Here is a 21,691-nt window from a genome sequence, read left to right on the forward strand (position 1 = left end):
GCTGGGGGCTGCGGGTGATCTGGCTGAAGCTCCTCGACGTGCGCCTGATCCTCGACATCGTGCTGGCCTCCTCGCTGGGGGTGCTGCTGCTGGCGAGGGTGCGGGAGCCGCGCACCCTGTGGCTGCTGCGTGGCTGGCTGTTCCTCGTGGCGCTGGTGTGGGTGGTCCAGCGCATCGCCGTGCTGCCTCTCACCACACGCCTGCTGGAAGCAGTGGTGCTGGGGTGCAGTCTGGCGCTGGCGATCCTCTGGCAGGGGGAGCTGCGGCGCCTGATGGAGCTTCTCGGCACCGGCCGGCTCGATGTGCTGCTCGGCAGCCAGGCGGCTGATGCGGCGGTGTCCGGTTCTGTGGCGGTGCTCACCGAAGCGGCGGGCTGCTTGTCGCAGCATCGCCGTGGTGCACTGATGCTTGTGGATCTCGGCAGTGATCTCCGTCCCGAAGACTTCCTCAATCCCGGCATCGCCATCGATGCGGTGCTCTCGGTGGATCTGATCCTCAATCTGTTTGCGGCCGACACCCCGCTCCACGACGGCGCCCTGCTGGTGCGCGGCAACCGCATCCTTTCGGCGGGGGTGATCCTGCCCTTGTCCCGCCAGGGCCTCACCCGCTATGGCACCCGCCACCTGGCGGCCCTTGGCATCACTGAGCGTTTCGACCGCTGCCTCTGCATCGTGGTGTCCGAGGAAACGGGCACCCTGTCACTGGCGCGCCATGGCCGGCTGGAGCGACCGATCACCAGCAGCCGGCTGCGCGAGCTGCTCAGCCTCGCCCTGGCCCAGCCCACCACCAAGCCCACGCCGAAGTCCGGCCATGGCTCGGTGGTGGCGCTGCCCACGGGTCGTAGCGTGTCGAAGGACACGCCAGAGTCACGCGCATGAGTCGCTCCCCGGCGACCACTCCCCTGATCCAGGCGAATCCGCAGCCCTTGAGGGCCGTGCCGTCCGTGCTGGATCCCAGCCGCCTGCCGGCCCACGTAGCGGTGATCATGGACGGCAACGGCCGCTGGGCCCGCCAGCGCAACCTGCCGCGGGTGATGGGGCACCGCGAGGGCGTTGAAGCCCTGAAGCGCACCCTGCGCCTCTGCAGCGACTGGGGCATCGGTGCGCTCACGGCCTATGCCTTCTCCACCGAGAACTGGAACCGCCCCGGCGAGGAGGTGAGCTTCCTGATGACCCTGTTCGAGCGGGTGCTGGCCCGCGAACTGGAGGCCCTCGACCGCGAACAGGTGCGCATCCGCTTCCTTGGCGATCTCGAGCAACTGCCCCACGGTCTGCAGGAGCTAATCGCCTCGGCCACGCGCCGCACGGCTGAGAACACCGGCATTCACTTCAACGTGTGCACCAACTACGGCGGCCGCAGCGAGCTGGTGCAGGCGGCGCGGCGTCTGGCCGATCAGGTGGCCCGCGGCGAGCTTGATCCGGCCAGCATCGACGAGCAGTCCTTCGCCGCCGAACTGCAGACCGCCGATGAGGTGGATCCGGATCTGCTGATCCGCACCAGCGGCGAATACCGGATCAGCAACTTCCTGCTCTGGCAGCTCGCCTACGCCGAAATCCACATCACCGATGTGCTCTGGCCCGACTTCAACGAAGACGCCCTGCTGCGGGCCCTCGGCGATTATCAGAACCGCCAGCGGCGCTTCGGTGGCGTCGCACCGCTCACCGCCTGATCCTTCCCCCTTCCCCTGCCGCCTTGATCGCTTCCCCCACCCTCTCCAGCGGCACCGCCCTTGCGGCCGAAGCCTCCGCAGCCACATCCGCGTCCGAAGCCGCGCCTGACGCCACGCCGGTCCTCGTTCGCCACGACTGGAGCCGGGACGAGATTCAGGCGTTGCTGGAAGCCCCGCTGATGGAGTTGCTCTGGCGCGCCCAGCAGGTGCATCGCAGCGCCAACCCCGGCTACCACGTGCAGCTGGCCTCGCTGCTGAGCGTGAAGACCGGCGGCTGTGAGGAGGACTGCGCCTATTGCCCCCAGTCGATGCACCACAGCGCCGATGTGACCGGCCAGCCGGAGCGCGATGTGGAGCCGGTGCTCGTCCGGGCCCGGGCGGCGAAGGAGGCCGGTGCCGACCGCTTCTGCATGGGCTGGGCCTGGCGGGAGATCCGCGAGGGTGCGCCGTTCGAGGCCATGCTCGCCATGGTGCGCGGGGTGCGGGAGCTGGGCCTGGAGGCCTGTGTCACCGCCGGCATGCTCACCGACACCCAGGCCGCCCGGCTGGCCGAGGCGGGCCTCACCGCCTACAACCACAACCTCGACACCAGCCCGGAGCACTACCACCGGATCATCACCACCCGCACCTACCAGGAGCGGCTGGAAACGCTGGAGCGGGTGCGCCGAGCCGGGATCACCCTCTGCTGCGGCGGCATCATCGGCATGGGGGAAACCAGCAACGACCGGGCCGGCCTGCTGCAGGTGCTCGCCAGCCTTGATCCCCATCCCGAGAGCGTGCCGATCAACGGGCTGGTGGCGGTGGAGGGCACCCCACTGGAAGAGCAGCCGCCGCTGGATCCGCTCGACCTGGTGCGCATGGTGGCCACCGCCCGCATCCTCATGCCCCACAGCCGGGTGCGGCTGAGTGCCGGTCGCACAGCGCTGAGCCGCGAGGCGCAGATTCTTTGCCTGCAGGCCGGCGCCGATTCGATTTTTTATGGTGACACCCTGCTCACCACCGGCAACCCTGATGTGGAGGCCGATCGTGCCCTGCTGGCGGCGGCCGGTGTGCGCGCCCAGTGGAGCGAGCCGTCGGTTGGGGAATCCGAGCAGGCCGCCGGCCGGGTGGTGGCTCCTGGCTGAGTCTGCGCTGCCGTTCCGGGTGGCGGCCTTCTACCGCTTCACCCCCATCCCCCAGCCCGCTGAACTGCGCCAGCAATTGCTGCAGGTGGGCCAGGCGGCGGAGCTGCGGGGCACGGTGCTGGTGGCGGCTGAAGGGGTGAACGGCACCATCTGCGGCAGCGCCGCCGGTGTGGAAACGCTGCTGGAGCTGCTGCGCTGCCAATCCGGCCTGGCCGATCTGGAGGCCAGAACCTCCTGGTGTGGGTCGCAGGCCTTTCATCGCCTCAAGGTGCGGCTGAAGCGCGAAATCGTCACGATGGGCTGCGCTGCGGTGCAGCTGACGCCCCCGCCGGCAGAGGAAACCGCCACGCCGGCCTCCAGGCCCGGCACCCCCGTGCCGCCCCAGGCGTGGCAGGAGCTGATCGCCGATCCCACCACGCTGGTGATCGACACCCGCAACTGCTATGAAGTGGCGCTCGGCAGCTTCACCGGGGCGATCGATCCGGGTCTGGAGAGCTTCCGGGAGTTCCCCCGCTGGGTGGATCAGCAGCTGGCTCCCTTGGTGGAGGCCCGCCGCCCGGAGCGGCTGGCCCTGTTCTGCACGGGCGGCATCCGCTGCGAGAAGGCCACCGCCTACCTGCGACAGCAAGGCTTCGAGGGGGTGCACCACCTGCAGGGGGGCATCCTGCGCTATCTGGAGGAGGTGCCGACCGAGCAGAGCCACTGGCAGGGCGAGTGCTATGTGTTCGACCAGCGGGTGGCGCTGAATCACCGGCTTGAACCGGGTGGCTTCAGCCTCTGCCACGCCTGTGGTCTGCCGCTTTCGCCTGCGGATCGCCAGCTCGACAGCTACGTGCAGGGGGTGAGCTGCCGTCACTGCCGCGATCGCTTCAGCGACGCCGACCGCGCCCGCTTCGCCGAGCGCCAGCGGCAGAGCACGCTGGCCGCCAGCCGCGGGGGCCGGCACATCGGGGCCGGGGCGGGCGGCTCCCCCTGCCCATGAATTGCGGCCTGCCGGTGCTCTACAGCTTCCGCCGCTGCCCCTATGCGATCCGGGCGCGGCTGGCGATCGAGCGGGCCGGCCTGCTGGTGGAGCTGTGTGAAGTGCGGCTGGCGGCCAAGCCGCTGGAGCTGCTTCAGGCCTCACCCAAGGGGACGGTGCCGGTGCTGGTGCTGGCGGATGGCCGGGTGATCGAGCAGAGCCTGGAGATCATGGCCTGGGCGCTGTACCAGCATGATCCCGACGACTGGCTGTTGCGCCGTGGCGGTACCCCCGGCTTCGGTGCGGCTGATGCGCCTGCGGCGGAGGCGCAACGGGAGATGGCCGCGCTGATCCGCTGCAACGACGAGGTGTTCAAGCACCACCTGGATCGCTACAAGTACGCCAGCCGCCACCCTGAAGCCGATCCGCTGGTCCACCACAAGGCGGCCCTGCAGGTGCTCGGCGACTGGAACCTGTGGCTGGAGCAGGCCGCCGGTGCTGATGGGGTCGCCTGGCTGCTCGGGCCCAGGCCATCGCTGGCCGATCTGGCTCTGCTGCCCTTCGTGCGCCAGTTCCGCCTGGCGGATCCTGCGGGGTTCGATGCCCTGCCGGGCCTGGCGGCGCTGCAGGCCTGGCTGGGCCGCTTCCTCGCCAGCGCCCCCCTGGCGGCGGTGATGGCCCCGCAGGAGCCCTGGAGCGACGACGCTCCCGGCCGACCCTTCCCTGCCGGGCGTCTGGTTCATCACCTGGCCCTGGCTGCCGACTGGCAGGACGCCTGCCGTGCGGGCGTCTACCGCCGCTCCACCCGCGGCCTCAGCCTGGAGCAGGTGGGCTTCATCCATGCCTGCTTCGCCCATCAGCTGGCGGCCACCCAGGCCCGCTTCTATGCCGATGGGCCCGATCTGGTGCTGCTCTCGATTGATCCCGCCCGGCTCACGGTGCCGCTGCGGCTGGAGTCCTCAGCCGGCAGCGCGGAGCTGTTCCCCCACATCCACGGCCCGCTGGCCCTCAACGCGGTGGTGGCGGCGGAACCATTGGATGTTCCGCTGGCGGCCTCACCGCGCACGGCAGTGCGGCAAGCGGCATGAGCAGCGCGGCGCCTTCCCTCGAACCACTGCCGTCGCTGGACGACCTGGAGCGCTGGGCGGCGGCCAAGGGCCTGCTGCTGCGCCTGCAGGTGGACCGGCGTCTGGGGGTGTGGACGCTGCGAGTGGGGGTGGCCTGCATCCGGCCGGAGGGCCCGCCTGCTCTGGTCGGTGAGCTCAAGGGCTGGGCGCTGCCCACCGCCGCCGGCCTGCAGCTCGACACCATGCGTGTGGTGCAGGCACCGCCGGCGGTGGGCCCGCTGATCTGGGCGGCCACGTTCGCCTGGGCGCTGGAGGCCACCCCCTGCCGGCGCGCCCGCCTGCTGGCGATCCGCGATGAGGAACGCCAACATCGCCGCCTGGTGCGGTATTTCCGGCGCCTCGGCTTCACCCCCCAGCGGGAGCTGGCCGCCGGCGTGGGCGACCTGCCCCTGCGGCTGGTGTGGGGCGGCTCCGGCCTGTTGATGTCAGGCCGTTGCGAGGAAGGGCTGCGGCGATCCGCCCGCCTGGCTCAGCGGCTGGCGATGTGACGGATGAGGTCTACGCATTTGCAGGAGTAGCCCCATTCGTTGTCGTACCAGGCCACCACTTTCACGAAGGTGTCGGTGAGGGCGATGCCCGCATTGGCATCGAACACCGAGGTGCAGGTTTCGCCTACGAAATCCGCTGACACCACCTCGTCCTCGGTGTACCCGAGCACCCCTTGCATCGGCCCTTCCGCCGCCGTCCGCATGGCCTCTTTGATGGCGTCGTAGGTGGTGGGGGTGGCCAGATTCACGGTGAGATCCACCACGGACACATCGGGGGTGGGCACCCGGAACGCCATGCCGGTGAGCTTGCCGTTCAGGGCTGGAATCACCTTGCCCACCGCCCGGGCCGCTCCGGTGGAGGACGGGATGATGTTCTGCCCGGCACCTCGCCCGCCGCGCCAGTCTTTGACGGAAGGGCCGTCCACGGTTTTCTGGGTGGCCGTGGTGGCATGCACTGTGGTCATCAGGCCGGAGCTGATGCCGAAGCTGTCGTGCAGCACCTTGGCGATCGGTGCCAGGCAGTTCGTGGTGCACGAGGCATTGGAGACGATGTCCTGACCGGCGTAGCTGGTGTGATTGACCCCCATCACGAACATCGGGGTGTCGTCTTTCGAGGGAGCGGAGAGCACTACCTTGCGCGCGCCGGCTTCGATGTGGGCCCTGGCCGTGGCATCGGTGAGAAACAGGCCGGTGGCCTCCAGCACCACCTCGGCCCCCACCGCCCCCCAGGCCAGGGCTTTCGGATCCCGCTCGGCGCTGACCCGTACCGGGTGTCCGTTCACAATCAGGTTGTTGCCGTCGATCTCCACATCCCCCTTGAAGCGACCATGGGTGGAGTCGTAGCGGAGCATGTAGGCGATATAATCGATATCCATCAAATCGTTGATGCCGACAACACTGATGTCTTCGGTTTCAAAGGCACGGCGAAACACAAGCCTGCCAATTCGCCCGAATCCGTTGATGCCGATGGTGATGGTCATGGAAGAAGCCTCTGGCCTGATGCCGCGTGTGACTCCCGCAAGGTTGCTTCCTTGCAGGCGATCTGACGACACTGTGCGGGTGTTGGATGCATCGCCATCCAATCCTTACAGGGCGTTGGGAGGGCTCTGCAACGGCTGACAGGGTTTGTCGTGAATGGTTGGCCAGCGCGTTGCCCTGTGGCAAGCGAGTGTTGCGGACAAGGGCGCACCGATGAATCGCATGTGGTCAGCGAGTTTCTTCCGAATGATTTCCCCTTTGCCGCTGATGCCGCCTGTCCGCTTTTCCTGCAGCGATCACCTGTCCGCCTCCTGTCCGCTGAGCGACTGGTCCGTGAGGCGTGGCGGGTGTACCCAAGAGGCTTGCTGATGGTGTTGGTGGGTGAATCCGGAACAAAGGATGTGAACTGGCACCGCATCTGGCACGGATTGCAGCCGCTCTGCTAACACAAATGGTGGTTGGAGCGGGCTGGTTGCCAGGAATCCACCAGATCTCCTGTGAGACCCCACGGCCAGCGAAGGGCTCACTGCGCCTGGGGAGCAGATGATCAGGCCGCAGATGAAGCAGGTAGGCGCAAGTGGCGAGCTCGAGCGTCTCTCATGAAAATCTTGCCATGCTCACATTCTGCTCCAATGATGTTGAGGCTTCAAGTTGTCTTGGTGGCCCATACATGCAGTGCGAACGTGTTCTTTGATGCACGCTTCTTCACCTGCTCGCGAGAAGATCTGGTTTCACAGTTCTGAATCACTGGAGCGAAGGTCGATGGGGCCGCTGGGTCTTTCTGAGATGAAGGTGGCCGTCATCGGCGGCGGTGTGGCTGGTCTGGCCCTGGCCCGCTCCCTCTGCCGCGGCGGCGCCGGCGGCGGTGAGCGGATCAACGTGTTCGAGCGCTCCACCACCATGGACCGCCAGGGCTTCGGCTTCCTTGTGCTGGAGAACGGCCAGCGCGCCCTGCAGTCGCTCGGCATTGATGTGTTGGCCAGTGGTATCGGCCATGCGCTTGAGCGGGTCTCGATCCTTTCCTCCTGCGGGCGCTCGATTGCCCAGCACCCTGTCACCCACACCATCGCGGTCGACCGCCCCTCGCTGCTGCGGGCACTGGCTGACGGACTGCCCCGCGGGGTGATTCAGTTCAATCACCGCTTTGAAGCCTTCGAGCACGACCGCGATCGCATGCTCTCGGCCTCCTTCGCCTGCGGCGGTCAGGCCACGCTGGTGCGCCACAGCGCTGATGTATTCGTGGGCGCTGATGGGGTCAACTCCCGCTGCCGTGCCCACCTCACCGCCGATCGCCCCTCGGTGCCGCCGCGCCGCGCCCGGGTCAACGAGATCGTCGCCTGTGTCCATCTGCCGGCGGTGGCGGCCACCCTGGGCCACCGCTTCGTCAAGGTGCTCGATCCCAGCGGAGGGTTTGCGGTGGGGCTGGTGCCCCTGGCCAAGGGGCGGGTGATCTGGTTCGTGCAGTTCGACAGCCACCGTTTCGCGCCCCCGGCGCCTGGCGCCATCTCCTCCTTCCTCGACACCCACCTGCGCAGCTTTCCGCAGTTCGTGCGTGAAACGATCGAGGCCACCCATCCCTCCCTGCCCCACCTCTGGCAGCCGCTCGACATCGATCCCCCGCCCCGTCTGGCACGGGGCAACCTGGTGCTGGCGGGCGACGCGGCCCATCCGTTGCTGCCCTTCACCAGCCAGGGCGCGAATACGGCGCTGGAGGATGCGGTCTGCCTCTCCGAGCAGCTGCTGGCCTGCCGGCTGCCTATGGATCTCAACCGGGCCCTGAGCACTTACCACCACCAGCGCCATCCGTCGCTGAAGCGCTACCTGCACGCCGGGCGAACGATGGCGGCTCAGTTCGTGCGTCCCCCGGCCGAGGTGGAGAGTACGTCTTTGCCACTGGCGAAATGAATGGGGCTGAAGGCGTCCGTTTCGACGATGACGCCGTTCCTTTCGAACTGCTGCGTGAGCGGGCCTACAACATGCGCTGGGCGGAGCAGGCCGAAGGGGTGATTCCGCTCACCGCCGCCGATCCCGACTTTCCCGCAGCACCGGTGATCAGGGAGGCCGTGATCCGCTACGCCAGCGGCGGAGTGTTCAGCTATGGCCCGGCCGGGGGGCTGCCCTCCTTCCGCGCCGCCGTGGCCACCTACCTGCGCCAGGAGCGTGGGGCCGATGTGAGCGCGGATGGGGTGATCGCCGTGGACAGCGCCGCCGCGGGCCTGGCCATGGTGGCCCTCCAGTGGCTCCGCCCGGGGGATGAGGCGGTGGTGTGGGATCCGGCGGATTTCCTCTTTGCCCACACCGTGCGCGCCGCGGGGGCCACGCCGCTGTTCTGGAGCCTCGACCGCCATGCCCCACTTGATCTTGAGGCGCTCGACAGGCTGATCAGCCCGCGCACTCGCCTGTTCTGCCTCTGCAACCCCCACAACCCGCTGGGCCGCTGCTTCCGGCGCGATGAGCTCGAGGCACTCGGCCGTTTCTGCCTGGAGCGCGGCATTCGCGTGCTCAGCGATGAGATCTGGAGCGAGGTGGTGTACCCGCCGGCGGTCTTCACCAGCTGGCTGGCGCTTGAGCCGGCCCTGGCGGCCCAGGGTGCCGTGGTGCATGGCTTCTCGAAATCCTTTGCCCTGGCAGGCCTGCGGGTGGGCTATGTGGCCATGGCCGATGCCGAGGCCTGTGCCCGCATGCTGGCGGCCAGTGAGCAGCCCGCCACGGTGGCAGGGGTGGCCACCCTCAGCCAGGTGGCGGCGGAGGCGGCCTATTCCCCGGAGGGGCTGCGGTGGTTGCAGGCCTTCCAGCAGCATCTGCTGGAGCGCCGCAATCAGGCCATCACGCTGCTGCGGGCCATGCCCGGCGTTGAAGTGGAAACGCCCGATGCCACCTACGTGGCGCTCGTACGGGTGCCGGGCGGGGAGAGGGGTGTGGAGCCCCTGACAGAGTGGCTGCTGCAGCGGCATCGGCTGGCCGTGGTGCCCGGCAGCCCCCGCTGGTTCGGGGCAGGGGCAGCGGGCCACATACGCCTCTGCTTCGCCACCTCTGCGGGGGTGCTGGCCGAAGGTCTCGATCGGCTGGCACGGGGCCTGCGGGAATGGCCACGCCTGGGTGCGTCAGTCGTTGAGGATCCTGCGATTAGTCTGTTGCAATGCGCACCGGGTCGGCGGGACGGCAATGGATAAGCTCAGATTCTTATCAATGAAGCTGGAGTGATTCAAGGCTGCCTGCACCGCTTTCCCCTCATTAGCAGCCACCTTCTCAGAGGGTCCGCAACTTCACCGAGCTACTCCTCCAACAACTTCCATGGTGATGCCGTGTCCTCTTCTCGCCTCCAGCTCCGCTCACCCGCTGGCTCGGTTGATGCCGTAGGGGCCTGGCGTTCGAGTCCGAGCTGCTTGTGCCCATGGGCCCCTCCCTATGCAGTGATCCCATGAGGAGCGAGAGCGAGCACACCTCCACGGGTATCCCCTGGTCGTTGAGGGCCCATGCTGCCATCCTTGCTGCTTTTTCCATTGAGGACCCATCCACCACAAATGAAGTGGTTGACCAGCTGGCGCTGGCGCTCAAAGCCGATGTAGCGGCCCTAATCACCAACCAATCCTTCCGTTGCTCGGTGGGTCTGAGCGCGGAAGATCAGGCCCTGCTGTTGCGGGTTGCGGCGGACCGTCCCACGGAAGTGCGCTTGGCTACGGGGCTGCGGCAGGTTCACTGGTGCCTGCTTTCAGGCCTGGATGTGTTGCTGATTGCTCGCTATCAGACCCCCTTCGACCTTCAGGAGCGCTGGCTGCTCGAGGCCATGGCCCAGAGCCTGCAGTTGTGTGCACAGGTCAGCAAGTCGATGCTGGCGGAGCGATCCGCCACCCGTGCAGCCATGGATCAATCGAGCTACGACCTGCTGACGGGGCTCCCGAACCGCAGCCGCGTGCTCAGCCAGCTGGCGCTCAGCCTGGAATCGAACCTGCGCAGCGGTGGCAGTAAGGGATCATTGGCGGTTCTTTTTATCGACATTGACCGATTTAAGTTGATCAACGATGCCCATGGCCACACCACTGGAGATCGTTTTCTGATCACGGTGGCCAAGTGCCTGCGGCAATGTGTGCGTTCCGGTGATCTTGTGGGGCGTCTTTCCGGCGATGAGTTCATCATCGTCAGCTCAAGTTCTTCGCAAGAATCGGTTCAGGCTCTTGGGGCACGTATCATCGATCTGATTGGCCGGCCGATGACGATCGGCAGCAAGTTGCTCAGTCATTCGGCCTCGATTGGTGTGGCGATCGCCAATGGCAGGGACACCCCTGAAGTGCTGATTGAAAATGCCGATATGGCAATGTATAAAGCGAAGGCCAGCGGGCGGGGCTGCCTGGCTTACTTCGACCAGCAGATGAGAAACACCGCCCTCAAGGCAGCCACTTTGGAACAGGATCTCCGACGAGCGCTTGCAGCCGGCGAAATCACCTCCTATTACCAGCCGATCTTTGATGTTCACGACCATAGGATTCTCGGCTTCGAATCCTTGGCCCGTTGGCAGCACCCGATGCACGGCCTGATCTCTCCCAGTGAATTCATTCCAGTGGCAGAAGAAAGTGGGCTGATCGTGCAGATCGATTCAATCGTGCTTCAGCAGGCCTGCAAGCATATGGCTCGTTGGCATGCGGTCTGTCCAGATCAGAAATTAGGCCTTTCGGTGAATCTGTCTGTCCGTAGTCTGCTAGATCCAGGCACGCCAAAACAGATCGCCATGGCGCTGTTCGAATCGAACTTTCCAGCGGACCGCCTCTACATCGAAATCACCGAAACGATGCTGATCGAAGATGTTGATGCAACCCTTCGAGCCTTCCGGCAGATCAAGGCCTTAGGGGCCAACTTGGCCATCGACGACTTTGGCTCAGGATACACCTCCATGCGATATCTCAAGCGTCTGCCGGTTGAGGTTCTCAAGATTGATAAATCCTTCATCGAAGGATTGGGCAGCAACCAAGAGGACGAAGTAATCGTCAAAGCGGTGATCAGCATGGCCAAGGCGCTGGGCCTTCATGCGATCGCGGAGGGGGTGGAGCGGCAGGAGCAGTTGGACGTGCTCCGGAAACTTGGCTGTGATTATGTTCAGGGATATCTAGTCGGACGCCCTCTGAATGCTCCCAATACCCTTGCGCTGATTCAGTCGCGCTCTGAAATGCTTGCAGACTGCATCTGATGTTTGAACCCTTCCCCGCGTTCGATGATCACCAGGAGTTGTCGGCCGTTCCCATGATTGGCTCCGGCTCCTCAAGGCGCCATCAGCTGCAGCTCAAGGCCATCCGTGCGTTGAAGGCCATCTGGGTGGAGGCCGATCAAACCTTTCCACCTCCTTATCGCAATCCAGCTGATCTTCTCCAGCACGGCGTCAGGCATCTGGTGGCCGCCGGCTTCCCGCTGCACCGCATTGCTCTGGCGCTGGTTCCGATCGAAACCGGCCAGGGTGGCATTCAGTATTGGTGGGATGTGGAGAACCCGGAGGTGGTGCGTTCCTTCTTCCGGGGCAGTGAGTTCTTTGCCGGCATGGATCACCGCACCAGCGTGCTGCATGCGGTGTGTGAGAAGAAAGCCCCCGAACGTCTGCTGCTGGAAAACCTCAAGCTCGATGATATCCCCTATGCACTGGCCAGAGATATGCGCCGTGAGCGTTACACCGACTACATCGCCGTGCCCCTTGGCAGTGATGGCAGCCATGAGCTGATTCTCACGATGGCCACCCAGCGGCCCGGAGGGTTTCTGTTGTGGGAGCTGGCGGCGCTCAAACGCCTGGTGGGCACCATGGTCCCCACCGTCCTGGCCTGCGTGGGCCATGAAGGCCGCCAATGGGGATGGCGGGATCCGCTCACGGCACTCTCCAACCGTGGCAGCTTCGAGCAGCAGCTCAGTCAACAGATTGCCTTGTCGCGCGTTACAGGTGATCCGTTCTCCCTGGTGATCCTGGATCTCGATGATTTCGGCGCCTACAACGACACCTTCGGCCATTTCTGTGCCGACGACAGCCTGCAGGCGATCGCCAGGCTGCTCACCCGGCGACTGGGCGCCGACAACCCCTTGCTGGCACGAGTCGGTGCGGATGCTTTTGCCATCCTCTTGCCTTCGGTCACCGGTGCGGAAACCGAGCGCCTTGCCGCTGAGTTGGTGGTGGAGATCCAGGGCCTGAGGATCGCCCATCCCCCCGCTCTCGATCCGTTCATGAGCGCCAGCGTTGGAATCGAAACCCATTGGCCGCTGCTCGAACCAGAAGATGCCCAGGCCAGCGAACTGCTTGCCCGTGCTGAGATCGCCCTCAACCGTGCCCGTCAGACCAAACGCTCCTGCCAGCTGATGCCGCAATGACCCGCCGGCTCAGCCGGCAGCGTGGTAGCTGCTGCGCACCAGCGGCCCGCTGCGCACCTGAGCGAAGCCCAGGGTGGTGGCGATCGCCCCCAGCTGCTCGAATTCCGCCGGAGTCCAGTAGCGCGCCACCGGCAGGTGGGCCAGAGAAGGGCGCAGGTACTGCCCCAGCGTCAGGCGTTGGCAGCCCACGGCCCTGAGGTCGCGCAGGGTGGCCACCACCTCCTCACTGGATTCGCCCAGCCCCAGCATCAACCCTGATTTGGTTGGGATCTGTGGCGCCAGCTCCCGCGCCGCCGCCAGCAGGTTCAAGGAGCGGGCATAGGTGGCGCCCCGCCGCACTTCCCCCTGCAGCCGCTCCACCGTCTCGAGGTTGTGGTTGAAGCACACGGGCCCGGCGGCCAGCACCTGCTGCAGGCGGTGCCGCTGGGCGGCCCGGCCGTTGGCCTCCTGCCGGTGCCCACCCCAGAAATCGGGAGTTAGCACTTCGATCGCGATCAGTGGGTTGTGCCGCCGGATCGCGGCCATGGTGGCGGTGAACAGGGAAGCGCCGTGATCGGCCTGATCGTCGCGGGCCACGGCGGTCAACACCACGTAGCGCAGGCCCATGCGCTCCACCGCCTGCGCCACCCGCTCGGCCTCGGCCGGATCGATCGGCAGAGGGGCCTGGCCTTTCTCCACCTGGCAGAAGGCGCAGCTGCGGGTGCAGATCGGGCCCCCCAGCAGAAAGGTGGCTGTTCCTGCCGCATAACACTCGCCCCGGTTGGGGCAGCGCCCCTCTTCGCAGATCGTGTGCAGCCGCTCCTGCTTCACCACCGCCTGCACCCGCTCCAGCTCGGAGGCGTTGCCCAGCGGGCGCCGCAGCCAGGGTGGAAGCCGCTCGGCCGGAGGGATGACGCTGTAACGGCTGCGGGAACCCATGACCGTCAGGCTATCGAGCGCGTTGCGCCCATCCGCCGCCTGCCGTTCATCCGTCCATCCGCCGCCGGCCTTCCATCGCCCGGGCCAGGGTCACTTCATCGGCGTATTCCAGTTCGCTGCCCACCGGCAGGCCGTAGGCGATCCGGCTCACGCTGGTGAACGGACGCAGCAGGCGGGCCAGATAGAGGCTTGTGGTGTCCCCCTCCACACTCGGTGTGAGCGCCAGGATCACTTCGCTGATGCCTTCCTGATCCACCCGGTTCACCAGCGGTTGCACGTGCAGCAACTCCGGTCCGATGCCATCCATCGGCGAGATCAGGCCACCGAGCACGTGGTAGCTGCCTTTGTATTCGCGGGTGCGCTCGATTGCCAGCAGATCACGGGAATCGGCCACCACGCACAGCAGCCCGGTCTGGCGCTCCGGCTGGAGGCAGATCTCACAGAGGGCTTCGGCGGAGAGGTGGAAGCAGCGCTGGCACTGGCCCACCTGGCTGCGGGCGGCGAGCAGGGCATCGGCGAAGGCGCGGATCTGTTCTTCCGGCTGGCGCAGCAGATGCAGGGCTAAGCGCTGGGCGGTGCGGGGGCCGATGCCCGGCAGGCGCTCGAACTGGTCGATCAGCCGGGCCAGGGGACGGGTGAAGCCGCTCAGAGAACTGACGCGAAGACCCCGAATCTAAAGACGCTGCCAAGAGCTCCCGGCCTGCCGGCCGACAGAATGGCGCCGGTGCTCCCCCATCCCGCCGCCCTTGCCGCCATGCCTCTCCGCTTTCTCCAGCCGGATCTCCGGCCCTGGTTCAGCCGCCTGCTGGCCGTGCTGCTCGGGGCCTTGATCGCTGGTGGTGGGCTGGCGGGCTGCAGCGCCGCGGCCGCCGGGCTGAACGCCTTCCAGAGCCCCGATGGCCGTTATGCCTTCCTCTATCCCACAGGCTGGACGCGCGTGGTGGTGAGCGATGGCCCCCAGGTGGTGTTCCACGACCTGATCAACAGCGATGAAACACTCAGCCTGGTGATCTCCGATGTGAATCCCACCAACGATCTGAGTGATCTCGGCAGCGCCGTGGCGGTGGGTGAAAAGCTGCGGCGCGTGGTGATCGCGCCGGCCGGCAGCGGCCGTGAGGCGGAACTGGTGGAGGCGGTGGAGCGTCAGGACGGTGGCCATACGTTTTACGACCTGGAGTACGCGGTGCACCTGGCAGATCGCGACCGCCACGAACTGGCCACGGTGGTCGCTGACCGGGGTCGGCTCTACACCCTGGCGGTGAGCACCAACGAGGCCCGCTGGGGCAGGGTCAAGGAGCTCTTCCATAACGTGATCACCTCCTTCACCCTGCAGATCTGAGGCGGCCCGGCGCCAGCAGGGTGGAAGCGGAGTTCATGCGGGGGGCTGGACCCATCGACGATGCAGCGGCTCTGGACGATTCTGGGGCCCTGCAAGGTTCCGCAGCCGGCGGCCCGGTGGTGGTCATCGGTGCGGGGCTGGCCGGTGGCCTCCTTGCCCTCGAACTCGCGGGCCTGGGTCTGCCGGTGGCGGTGGTGGACGGGCCGGGGCCTGCCGCCACACCGCTCAGCTACGGCGGCATCCCCTGGTGGGCCGGGCCTCCGGGCCCGCTCGACAGCTGGATGGCCGCCGCTCCGTCCCACTGGCGCCGCTTGGAGGCGCGCCATGGCCCCCTGGGCCTGTGCCCCTGCGATCTGGTGCTGCATTGGCCCGCCGCCGCTGACGCCGCCGCGCGGCAGCGGCAGGAGGGGGTGCTCCAGCAGGTGGAGGGCCTGGCCCGTCGTCACCTCGGAGCCGATCAACTGCAGCACGGCCCACCGCTGACGGGCGCAGCCGGGGCAGCGTCTCCAGTGGCTGCGGCGGCAAGCGGCGCTGGAGGCACCCTGCGGCTCGGCTACGCGAGGGTCGATGTGGGGGTGCTTGCGGTTGCCCTGCCCGGGGCGTTGCGCGCGGCTGGGGTGCGGCGGCTCATCCAGCGGGTGTCGACCATCGAGCCCACGCGCTCTGGCTGGCGCCTGCGCTTGGAAGCGGCCAGCGGTGGTGTGGGCGACACCTTGTGGGCCCGTCAGGTGGTTCTGGCTGCCGGAGCCGGTTGCCGCTCGCTCTGGCCGTCGTTGCCACAGCGTCTGCGGTTCAGCTGGGCCGGCGCATTGCTGGTGGACCGCCTGCCGCTGGCGCTGCCCTCCGGTGATGCCATCGTGATGCCGTTACTGGGCCAGCGGCCGGGCCTGGAAGACCGCTCCGCCCAGCTGCAGGTGCCTGAGCTGATCGTGGATGTGGGCTGGGCGCCGAGCGGTACGGGTTGGCTGCTGGGCCAGAGCTCCCTGGTGGGTCCAGGCACGGACCTGGGCCCACCCCCCGACCCCCGCCACACCGAGCTGTGCCTGCGCCAGGCGGTCTCGGGGCTGCTGCCGGCACTGGCGGAGCTGCCGGGTCGCTTCGTTCAGGTGCCGGTGAGCTTCACGAATCCGGGCCTGCCCCTGGTGGGAGCGGTGGCGGGTGCCCCTGGCCTGTGGGTGTTCGCCGGTTTCGGTGGGCCCTTTGCGTTGGTGCCGGCCCTGGCGCCGCTGCTGGCGGCTGCCATCGCCGGTGATCCGGCTGCCCTGGCCACGTTGCCCGGCGCCGCCCCCGTGGCGGGCGGGGGCTGACAGGAACCCCGTGACCCACCAAGCTGGCGGCCATGCACCTGCTGCGGCCTGACCATTGGAAGGGGATGCCTCCGCGGCGGAAGGTCGCGTGGTGTCTGGGCGGCGTCGTCGGTGCGGTGGTGGTCTGGGCCTGCTTCTGGCGCGTGCCCACCGAGGTGATGGGCAAGGGGGTGCTGCTGCTGCCCGGCAGTGCCGGCCTGATCGACGCCCGTGCCGGCGGCCAGGTGCGGCGCCTGCTTGTGGCCGTGGGCGATCGGGTGCGACGCGGCCAGGTGCTGGTGGAGCTCTATCTCCCAGTGTTGGAGCGGGAGATCGAGCAGCAGCGAGCCAACCTGCGGGAGCTCGAACGTCAGAACGAACAGCTCACCGCCCGCGACGACCAACGCCTCGCCACCGAACGGCAGGCGCTTGCCACCGCCCTCGCCAAGCTGGGCGCTGACCGCAGCCGCTTCGGCGCCCTCAAGAACACCTACGCCGCCAAGCTCAACCAGCTGGAGTGGCTGAGCCGGCGGGAGGTGGTGGCCCCGCTCTCCTCCGAAGTGGTGACGGTGGAGCAGGGCCTCACCGCCACGGCCGTGAACCTCGATCAGGTGGCGATCGAAGAGCGGACTCTGCTCACCGCCTTTCAGCAGGTGAAGCTCGAGCTGGAGACCGCGGCGCTGCAGCGGCGTTTTCGCATCGATGATCTGCGCCGCCAGCTGCGTGTCAGCGAGGCGCAGCTGGCCTTCAACGGCCGCCTGCACGCCGATCGCGATGGGGAGGTGCTGGATCTGCAGGTGATCCCCGGGCAGACCGTGGCCGTGGGACAGCGGCTGGGCACGATCGGGCGTGGGAGCGGCTCCCAGCCACTGATCGCCGTGGCCTACTTCCCTCCCGCCGATGCCCGTCGCCTGCGCCCTGATCTGCCGGTCGAGGTCGTGCCCGACTGGGACCAGCGCAGCCGCTTCGGTGGCATCGTGGGCCGGGTCCGGCAGGTCAATGTGCTGCCCGCCACCGAGGAGGACATCTCCACCACGATCGGCAACCCCCAGCTGGCCCGCTCCCTGGTGGAAGGCGGGCCGGTGATGCGCGCCGAGATCAGCCTGGAGCGTGACCCCGCCAGCCTCGATGGCTTCCGCTGGACCCTCTCGCGGGGCAGCAGTGTGTTCCCGGTGCGGGAAGGTCTCACCGTCACGGGCCATGCCTACGTGGAATGGCGCACCCCGATCTCCTATCTGCTGCCCGGCCTGCGCTCGCTCACCGGCGGCTTCCGCACCTTCGGCTTCGATCGCCTCTGGGATGACCGCGAACTCCGCCAGAGCGACCAACCGCTTCAGAAGACGCCGACGGCCGCTCCGGCTACCAGCCCCAGCCCCACCGCGGGGGCGGTGCCATGACCCCGAATGCGCCCCCGCCGTCCGGCGAATCCAGCCCGCTGCGGCGGGAGCTGCCCTGGCTGGTGGCCGAAGTGGTGCTGCTGGTGGTGCTGCTCAACGCCAATGCGCCGGAGCTCTGGTTCTGGCTGGTGGTGCTGCTGGTGGTGCTGGCGTACCGCATCGAGCGTTTCGTCTCCAGCGGTGAGCGTTGAGCGGCGCAGCCGCAGGCTGCTGATCCAGAGCCTCGCGTTGCCCGGGCTCGTCACGGCCCCAGTTGCCGACGGCCGGCCTCCGGAACCGTGAGCCGCACCGGCACGGCGGCCTCGGGGTCGGTGGGCATCGGCAGCAGTTCCCGCAGCAGTCGGGCGTAGGTGATGTTCACGGCCACCGTGGCCTCCAGTCGCTGCACCAGGCTGGTGATCAGCCGGTCCTGGGTGAGCGACAGGGTGACTTCGTTGGCCAGACCGCTCTGATAGCGGAGCCGAGCATCCCGGTAGGCCTCCAGGCTGGCGCGCACCCCCCGCTGGCTGGAGGCCAGTTTTCCCAGGCTGGCCCCATGTTCGAAGAAGGCCTGCTCCAGCCGCAGGCGGATGTCGTTGCGTGAGGCGGCGTAGCGCTGCGCCTCGGCCTGCTCCTGCTGCGTCAGGCTGCGCAGCGCCGCCGCCGTGCTGCCGCCGTCGAACAGCAGCCAGCGGAAGGCCAGCCCCACCGACCAGTCCGTGCCTACGCTGTTCTGGGTGGGAATCACCGTCGTGCCACAGCAGTCGCCGCTGATGTTCCACTGCTGGGTCTGGCTGCTGCCGGCGCCTGCGGCGGCGAACAGGCTCAGGCGGGGCAGCAGCTGGGCGGCCAGGGCCTGCCGGTCCTGAGCCAGGGCGTCGCGGCTGGCCAGCACCAGCGCCAGCTCGGGGTTGTCGCGATAGGCGGCCAGCAGGCTCTCCTCCAGCCCGAACGGCCAGCGGGACTGGATCCGGATCGGGTCCGCCGCGCGGGGGGTGAGGTTGGCTGGCAGATTGAGCAGCACGGCCAGCCGCCGCCGAGCCACCGCCTGGTCGGCGCGGGCCTGGATCAGCTGTTCCTCGCTTTCGGCTTCGAAGGCCTGGCGGCGCAGCAGGTCGAGCCGGGGCACGAGCCCGGCCTGCTTGAGCGCCAGCACCTCTTGCAGGATCACGCCATCGTTGCGCAGGTCGGCTTCGCGGATGCGCACCAGCTGGTCGGCCCGCTGCAGGCCGTAGTAGGCCTCACTCACCTCCAGCTGCCGGTGCCGCAGGCTGTTGGCGTAGGCGGCCCGCGCCTGCCGCAGCCGCGCCCGGGCCGCCTGGATCGAGGGGCTGCGGGCGAAATCCAGCACAGCCAGATCCAGCTCCAGGCCACCGCTCAGCTGGCGCACCCCCTGGTTCAAGGTGGCGGTGGCACCGCTGGGCACGAAGAAGGGGCCATTGGTGGTCGAGCCGTCGGCGGCCCGCAGCCCGGATGCGGCGAAGTTGGGCCCGAGGGCGAGGCTGCCGTTGCCGGCGGGCACCCCGAACCGCGTCGCCGTCTGGTCGTAGGCCAGCCCGCCCACGGCGGCGATGCGGGGCCAGTAGGTGCCCAGGCGGCTTTGCAGCTGGGCCAGGGCCGCGGCCACCTCCAGGCGCCGGGCCTGCAGCTGCGGACTTTCGGCCAGCGCGATCACCACCGCCTCCTCCAGGCTTAGCGCCTGCACCTGCTGATCGCTGAGCTGCGCCGCCGTCGGCAGGGCTAGCGGGGGCGGGGCCGGTGGCGTCTCACCGGGGGTGGCATCGCCGGCTCCCCCGTCCTCCGGCCCGGGCAACAGCTGGTCCAGCAGGCGCAATTCGGCGTCTAGGCGGCTCCAGGCGCGCTCCAGCGCAGCGGCGTGGTGAGGGTCGGCCCCGGCTGCCAGTGCCACACCGCGCCCCTGCTCCAGCGCGATCCCCAGCAACGTCACGCTCAGGGCGAGCCTGGTGGCGATCGCAGGCCCGGAAGGGAGTCTGGTCATGCCTGCAGCGCCTGCCAGCGCCGGTCCATCGTTTCGAGGCCCTCGGCTGCCTGCTCCAGCAGCATCAGGCGCCGGGCCACCTGGCGCTGGCGCACGTTCGGCACCTGCTCGAAGGCGGGGCTGTGCAGCAGCTCGCGGCAGGTGCGCAGGGCTGCCAGGGCCAGTGCCTGGCTCTGCAAGCCTGCTTGCCTGCCGCTGGCCGTCAGCGACGGCAGCGGTTCGTCCTGCGCGAAGCGGCAGGTCTGCCATCCCTCCAGCCGCTGGGCCATGGCCTCCAGCAGCCTTACTTCCGCCATTCTCAGCTCCACCAGCGCCGACGGTGACAACAGTGGAGGTGGCAGGCTGCGCAGCCCGTCGAGGGTTCCAAGCAACAGCGAAAAGGTGGCATCGCTCAGTTGCCACAGGTGATGCAGCGGCTGCCGGGCCGGGTTGAGCCCCAGCTCCGTGATCGCCGCCGGCCGCCCCTGCCGCAGGGCCACCAGCTGGGTCAGGTCCTGCCGGTGGCGCCGGCGCCGCTCGCCGGGGGAAGCGGCGGGGGCCAGCGGGCTGCCGAGTCGCTGGCCTTCCTCGCGCAAGGCGGCTGCGATCGTGCCCATCAGGCGCCGGCAGCCGTCGTTCTGCTGCTGGATCGCACGGCTGGGCCAGATCCAGCGCACGGCCAGCAACCCCACCACGATTCCCAGGCAGGTCCAGCCCAGGCGCAGCGGAATCCAGCTGGAGAGGTTGGAACTGTGCACCAGCCAGCCCATCACCACGATGAAGCCAGCCACCTTGTAGCCGCTCTGCAGACCCAGCGCACCGCCTAGCAGGCGGGTGAGCGTCAGGGCGATGCCGAGGGCCAGGGGCAAGGGCAGGCGCAGGCCGCTCTGGCACACCAACAGGATGGCCACCCCCATCAGGCTGCCCAGCAGCCGCTGGCGACCCAGTGCATAGGAGCCGCCGTAGCTGCCGGCCATCACGGCGGTGATCGCCATCGGCATGTAGTAGCCATCCGGCAACGGACTCAGCACCGCAAAGCCCGTACTCAGCCCGGTCACCAGGGCCAGGCGCCATTCCTGCCGTGGCGGAAGCTTCATCGCGCCGGCTCCAGGCGGGAGCTGGCGGTGCGGGGCAGGGTGCTCCGCTCGCAGAAGTGCAGCGACAGCAGCGCCCGCCGCAGCCGGTTGTGTTCCTCCTCCAGCGAGAGCAGCAGCAGCGAGGGCAGGGTCTGCTCCCCCGGAGCCGGCTGCAGCTGCAGCGGCCCGTCGCCGGCCGCCGGCGCCTGCAGCTGCTGCAGCGCCCGTTGCAGCTGCGACGCCAACGCGGCGCCAGCGGGCTCACCGGCCAGGTCGGCGGGGAGCTGGCCGAGCAGCCGCTCGAACTGCACCCAGTGGTGGTGGATCGTCTGCCAGATCAGCAGCCGCTGGCGCCAGCGTGCCTGCCGCAGCAGGTGCCGTGCATGGCCCGCCTGCTCCTGCTGCACCAGCTGTTCGAGAGCGAGCAGGCGGGCGGTGAACTCGGCACGGGACAGTGGTGCAGGGCGTGTCTGCCTGCCCAGAGCCCACGCCATGAGGGCAGCGAGCTGCGTCAGCAGGCTGGTGTGGACCTGCCGCTCGAGGGCCCCGATGCGCTGCAGCCTGTTCTTCGGCCAGAACAGCAGGGCCGTCAGCAGCGCCACCACGATTCCCACGGACGTGTCCACCGTGCGGTTGAACACGTAGTCCCAGTTGAGCGCGGTGTAGTGGGGGATCAGCAGGAACATCAGGCTGATCGTCACGGCGGTGGACATCCCTCCTTGCCAGCCCAGCAGCCGCAGCAGGGGCACGGTCAGCAGCAGGGACACCAGCACCGCGGGCCAGCCGCCCATGATCGTGTGCACGAGAAAGGCCACCAAGCCGCCGCTGGCGGTGCCGAGCACCCGGGCGAGGGCTGCTTTGACGGTCAGCTCGTCGTTGTCATCGATGACGAAGATCACGGCCAGCAGCGGGTACCACACGAACGCGATCCGATCGCTCCAGAGCGCGATCGCGGCGGTGATCAGGCTGGCGAGGCCAAGGCGCAGGCTCTGCTGAAGCAGGGGGGAGAGTGGAGCCATCGCAGCGCTGCGG

General features: G+C 68.1%; 20 protein-coding genes. 14 read left to right on the forward strand and 6 right to left on the reverse strand.

What is annotated here, in order from left to right:
* Window positions 1-14: 14 nt before the first annotated feature.
* The 6 genes from cdaA (at window position 15) to ACXMDP_RS06610 (ending at window position 5,369) form a co-directional block, all read left to right on the forward strand.
* The gene (gene cdaA, locus ACXMDP_RS06585; protein ID WP_094511038.1) at window positions 15-878 is read left to right on the forward strand and encodes a diadenylate cyclase CdaA; all 864 of its coding nucleotides are present in this window, start codon (window positions 15-17) and stop codon (window positions 876-878) included.
* Window positions 875-1,669, forward strand: a complete 795-nt coding sequence (locus ACXMDP_RS06590) for an isoprenyl transferase (RefSeq protein ID WP_094511037.1) — start codon at window positions 875-877, stop codon at window positions 1,667-1,669. The genes cdaA and ACXMDP_RS06590 overlap by 4 nt, the downstream gene beginning before the upstream one ends.
* Window positions 1,670-1,848: 179 nt before the next feature.
* Window positions 1,849-2,793: a biotin synthase BioB gene (gene bioB, locus ACXMDP_RS06595; RefSeq protein ID WP_457767207.1), complete on the forward strand. Its 945-nt coding sequence runs from the start codon at window positions 1,849-1,851 to the stop codon at window positions 2,791-2,793.
* A gap of 19 nt (window positions 2,794-2,812) precedes the next feature.
* The gene (gene trhO, locus ACXMDP_RS06600; RefSeq protein ID WP_259730451.1) at window positions 2,813-3,775 is read left to right on the forward strand and encodes an oxygen-dependent tRNA uridine(34) hydroxylase TrhO; all 963 of its coding nucleotides are present in this window, start codon (window positions 2,813-2,815) and stop codon (window positions 3,773-3,775) included.
* Window positions 3,772-4,842, forward strand: coding sequence for a DUF952 domain-containing protein (locus ACXMDP_RS06605; protein ID WP_259730452.1), 1,071 nt, complete (start codon window positions 3,772-3,774; stop codon window positions 4,840-4,842). The genes trhO and ACXMDP_RS06605 overlap by 4 nt, the downstream gene beginning before the upstream one ends.
* Complete coding sequence (locus ACXMDP_RS06610; RefSeq protein ID WP_094511034.1) at window positions 4,839-5,369, forward strand: hypothetical protein; 531 nt, start codon at window positions 4,839-4,841, stop codon at window positions 5,367-5,369. Before ACXMDP_RS06605 ends, ACXMDP_RS06610 begins: the two co-directional genes overlap by 4 nt.
* Here the strand turns inward: ACXMDP_RS06610 and gap are convergent.
* Window positions 5,351-6,349, reverse strand: a complete 999-nt coding sequence (gene gap, locus ACXMDP_RS06615) for a type I glyceraldehyde-3-phosphate dehydrogenase (protein ID WP_259730453.1) — start codon at window positions 6,347-6,349, stop codon at window positions 5,351-5,353. The two genes, ACXMDP_RS06610 and gap, sit on opposite strands and share 19 nt — an antisense overlap.
* A gap of 784 nt (window positions 6,350-7,133) precedes the next feature.
* On the opposite strand from gap, the gene ACXMDP_RS06620 reads away from it, so the two are divergent.
* The 4 genes from ACXMDP_RS06620 to ACXMDP_RS06635 all read left to right on the forward strand — a co-directional run bounded on the left by ACXMDP_RS06620 (window position 7,134) and on the right by ACXMDP_RS06635 (window position 12,686).
* Window positions 7,134-8,252, forward strand: coding sequence for an FAD-dependent oxidoreductase (locus ACXMDP_RS06620; RefSeq protein WP_158217438.1), 1,119 nt, complete (start codon window positions 7,134-7,136; stop codon window positions 8,250-8,252).
* The gene (locus ACXMDP_RS06625) at window positions 8,249-9,520 is read left to right on the forward strand and encodes a pyridoxal phosphate-dependent aminotransferase (protein WP_259730454.1); all 1,272 of its coding nucleotides are present in this window, start codon (window positions 8,249-8,251) and stop codon (window positions 9,518-9,520) included. Before ACXMDP_RS06620 ends, ACXMDP_RS06625 begins: the two co-directional genes overlap by 4 nt.
* A gap of 248 nt (window positions 9,521-9,768) precedes the next feature.
* Window positions 9,769-11,529, forward strand: coding sequence for a putative bifunctional diguanylate cyclase/phosphodiesterase (locus tag ACXMDP_RS06630; RefSeq protein ID WP_259730455.1), 1,761 nt, complete (start codon window positions 9,769-9,771; stop codon window positions 11,527-11,529).
* On the forward strand, window positions 11,529-12,686 hold the full coding sequence (locus ACXMDP_RS06635) for a diguanylate cyclase domain-containing protein (RefSeq protein ID WP_457767138.1): 1,158 nt from the start codon (window positions 11,529-11,531) through the stop codon (window positions 12,684-12,686). Before ACXMDP_RS06630 ends, ACXMDP_RS06635 begins: the two co-directional genes overlap by 1 nt.
* A gap of 9 nt (window positions 12,687-12,695) precedes the next feature.
* Here the strand turns inward: ACXMDP_RS06635 and lipA are convergent, their stop codons facing one another.
* Window positions 12,696-13,604 carry a lipoyl synthase gene (gene lipA / locus ACXMDP_RS06640; protein WP_094511028.1) on the reverse strand — a complete coding sequence of 303 codons (909 nt, stop codon included), beginning with the start codon at window positions 13,602-13,604 and terminating at the stop codon, window positions 12,696-12,698.
* A gap of 46 nt (window positions 13,605-13,650) precedes the next feature.
* The gene (recR, locus tag ACXMDP_RS06645) at window positions 13,651-14,223 is read right to left on the reverse strand and encodes a recombination mediator RecR (protein WP_233132848.1); all 573 of its coding nucleotides are present in this window, start codon (window positions 14,221-14,223) and stop codon (window positions 13,651-13,653) included.
* A gap of 135 nt (window positions 14,224-14,358) precedes the next feature.
* Between recR and psbP the strand changes: the two genes are divergently transcribed.
* The 4 genes from psbP (at window position 14,359) to ACXMDP_RS06665 (ending at window position 17,817) form a co-directional block, all read left to right on the forward strand.
* Window positions 14,359-14,943, forward strand: a complete 585-nt coding sequence (gene psbP / locus ACXMDP_RS06650; protein ID WP_259730512.1) for a photosystem II reaction center PsbP — start codon at window positions 14,359-14,361, stop codon at window positions 14,941-14,943.
* A 116-nt stretch (window positions 14,944-15,059) separates the two neighbouring features.
* Window positions 15,060-16,250, forward strand: coding sequence for an FAD-dependent oxidoreductase (locus ACXMDP_RS06655; protein WP_259730457.1), 1,191 nt, complete (start codon window positions 15,060-15,062; stop codon window positions 16,248-16,250).
* 65 nt (window positions 16,251-16,315) lie between these two features.
* Window positions 16,316-17,626 carry an NHLP bacteriocin system secretion protein gene (locus ACXMDP_RS06660; protein ID WP_259730458.1) on the forward strand — a complete coding sequence of 437 codons (1,311 nt, stop codon included), beginning with the start codon at window positions 16,316-16,318 and terminating at the stop codon, window positions 17,624-17,626.
* On the forward strand, window positions 17,623-17,817 hold the full coding sequence (locus ACXMDP_RS06665; protein ID WP_259730459.1) for a hypothetical protein: 195 nt from the start codon (window positions 17,623-17,625) through the stop codon (window positions 17,815-17,817). Before ACXMDP_RS06660 ends, ACXMDP_RS06665 begins: the two co-directional genes overlap by 4 nt.
* Window positions 17,818-17,867: 50 nt before the next feature.
* Here the strand turns inward: ACXMDP_RS06665 and ACXMDP_RS06670 are convergent, their stop codons facing one another.
* From ACXMDP_RS06670 to ACXMDP_RS06680, 3 genes are read right to left on the reverse strand one after another with little or no spacing between them, the layout of a single operon-like run.
* On the reverse strand, window positions 17,868-19,604 hold the full coding sequence (locus tag ACXMDP_RS06670; protein ID WP_259730460.1) for a TolC family protein: 1,737 nt from the start codon (window positions 19,602-19,604) through the stop codon (window positions 17,868-17,870).
* Window positions 19,601-20,680, reverse strand: a complete 1,080-nt coding sequence (locus ACXMDP_RS06675; RefSeq protein WP_259730461.1) for an FUSC family protein — start codon at window positions 20,678-20,680, stop codon at window positions 19,601-19,603. The genes ACXMDP_RS06670 and ACXMDP_RS06675 overlap by 4 nt, the downstream gene beginning before the upstream one ends.
* On the reverse strand, window positions 20,677-21,678 hold the full coding sequence (locus tag ACXMDP_RS06680) for an FUSC family protein (RefSeq protein ID WP_457767139.1): 1,002 nt from the start codon (window positions 21,676-21,678) through the stop codon (window positions 20,677-20,679). The genes ACXMDP_RS06675 and ACXMDP_RS06680 overlap by 4 nt, the downstream gene beginning before the upstream one ends.
* Between the last annotated feature and the right edge of the window lie 13 nt (window positions 21,679-21,691).

Source organism: Cyanobium sp. ULC065 (genome assembly GCF_977927515.1).

What these genes read in the sequence shown, in the direction of transcription:
- ACXMDP_RS06590 (WP_094511037.1), top strand. Translation starts at nt 875, where the DNA reads ATGAGTCGCTCCCCGGCGACCACTCCCCTGATCCAGGCGAATCCGCAG.
- bioB (WP_457767207.1), top strand. Translation starts at nt 1,849, where the DNA reads ATGGAGTTGCTCTGGCGCGCCCAGCAGGTGCATCGCAGCGCCAACCCC.
- ACXMDP_RS06605 (WP_259730452.1), top strand. Translation starts at nt 3,772, where the DNA reads ATGAATTGCGGCCTGCCGGTGCTCTACAGCTTCCGCCGCTGCCCCTAT.
- ACXMDP_RS06610 (WP_094511034.1), top strand. Translation starts at nt 4,839, where the DNA reads ATGAGCAGCGCGGCGCCTTCCCTCGAACCACTGCCGTCGCTGGACGAC.
- gap (WP_259730453.1), bottom strand. Translation starts at nt 6,349, where the DNA reads ATGACCATCACCATCGGCATCAACGGATTCGGGCGAATTGGCAGGCTT.
- ACXMDP_RS06620 (WP_158217438.1), top strand. Translation starts at nt 7,134, where the DNA reads ATGAAGGTGGCCGTCATCGGCGGCGGTGTGGCTGGTCTGGCCCTGGCC.
- ACXMDP_RS06625 (WP_259730454.1), top strand. Translation starts at nt 8,249, where the DNA reads ATGAATGGGGCTGAAGGCGTCCGTTTCGACGATGACGCCGTTCCTTTC.
- ACXMDP_RS06630 (WP_259730455.1), top strand. Translation starts at nt 9,769, where the DNA reads ATGAGGAGCGAGAGCGAGCACACCTCCACGGGTATCCCCTGGTCGTTG.
- ACXMDP_RS06635 (WP_457767138.1), top strand. Translation starts at nt 11,529, where the DNA reads ATGTTTGAACCCTTCCCCGCGTTCGATGATCACCAGGAGTTGTCGGCC.
- lipA (WP_094511028.1), bottom strand. Translation starts at nt 13,604, where the DNA reads ATGGGTTCCCGCAGCCGTTACAGCGTCATCCCTCCGGCCGAGCGGCTT.
- psbP (WP_259730512.1), top strand. Translation starts at nt 14,359, where the DNA reads ATGCCTCTCCGCTTTCTCCAGCCGGATCTCCGGCCCTGGTTCAGCCGC.
- ACXMDP_RS06660 (WP_259730458.1), top strand. Translation starts at nt 16,316, where the DNA reads ATGCCTCCGCGGCGGAAGGTCGCGTGGTGTCTGGGCGGCGTCGTCGGT.
- ACXMDP_RS06665 (WP_259730459.1), top strand. Translation starts at nt 17,623, where the DNA reads ATGACCCCGAATGCGCCCCCGCCGTCCGGCGAATCCAGCCCGCTGCGG.
- ACXMDP_RS06670 (WP_259730460.1), bottom strand. Translation starts at nt 19,604, where the DNA reads ATGACCAGACTCCCTTCCGGGCCTGCGATCGCCACCAGGCTCGCCCTG.
- ACXMDP_RS06675 (WP_259730461.1), bottom strand. Translation starts at nt 20,680, where the DNA reads ATGAAGCTTCCGCCACGGCAGGAATGGCGCCTGGCCCTGGTGACCGGG.
- ACXMDP_RS06680 (WP_457767139.1), bottom strand. Translation starts at nt 21,678, where the DNA reads ATGGCTCCACTCTCCCCCCTGCTTCAGCAGAGCCTGCGCCTTGGCCTC.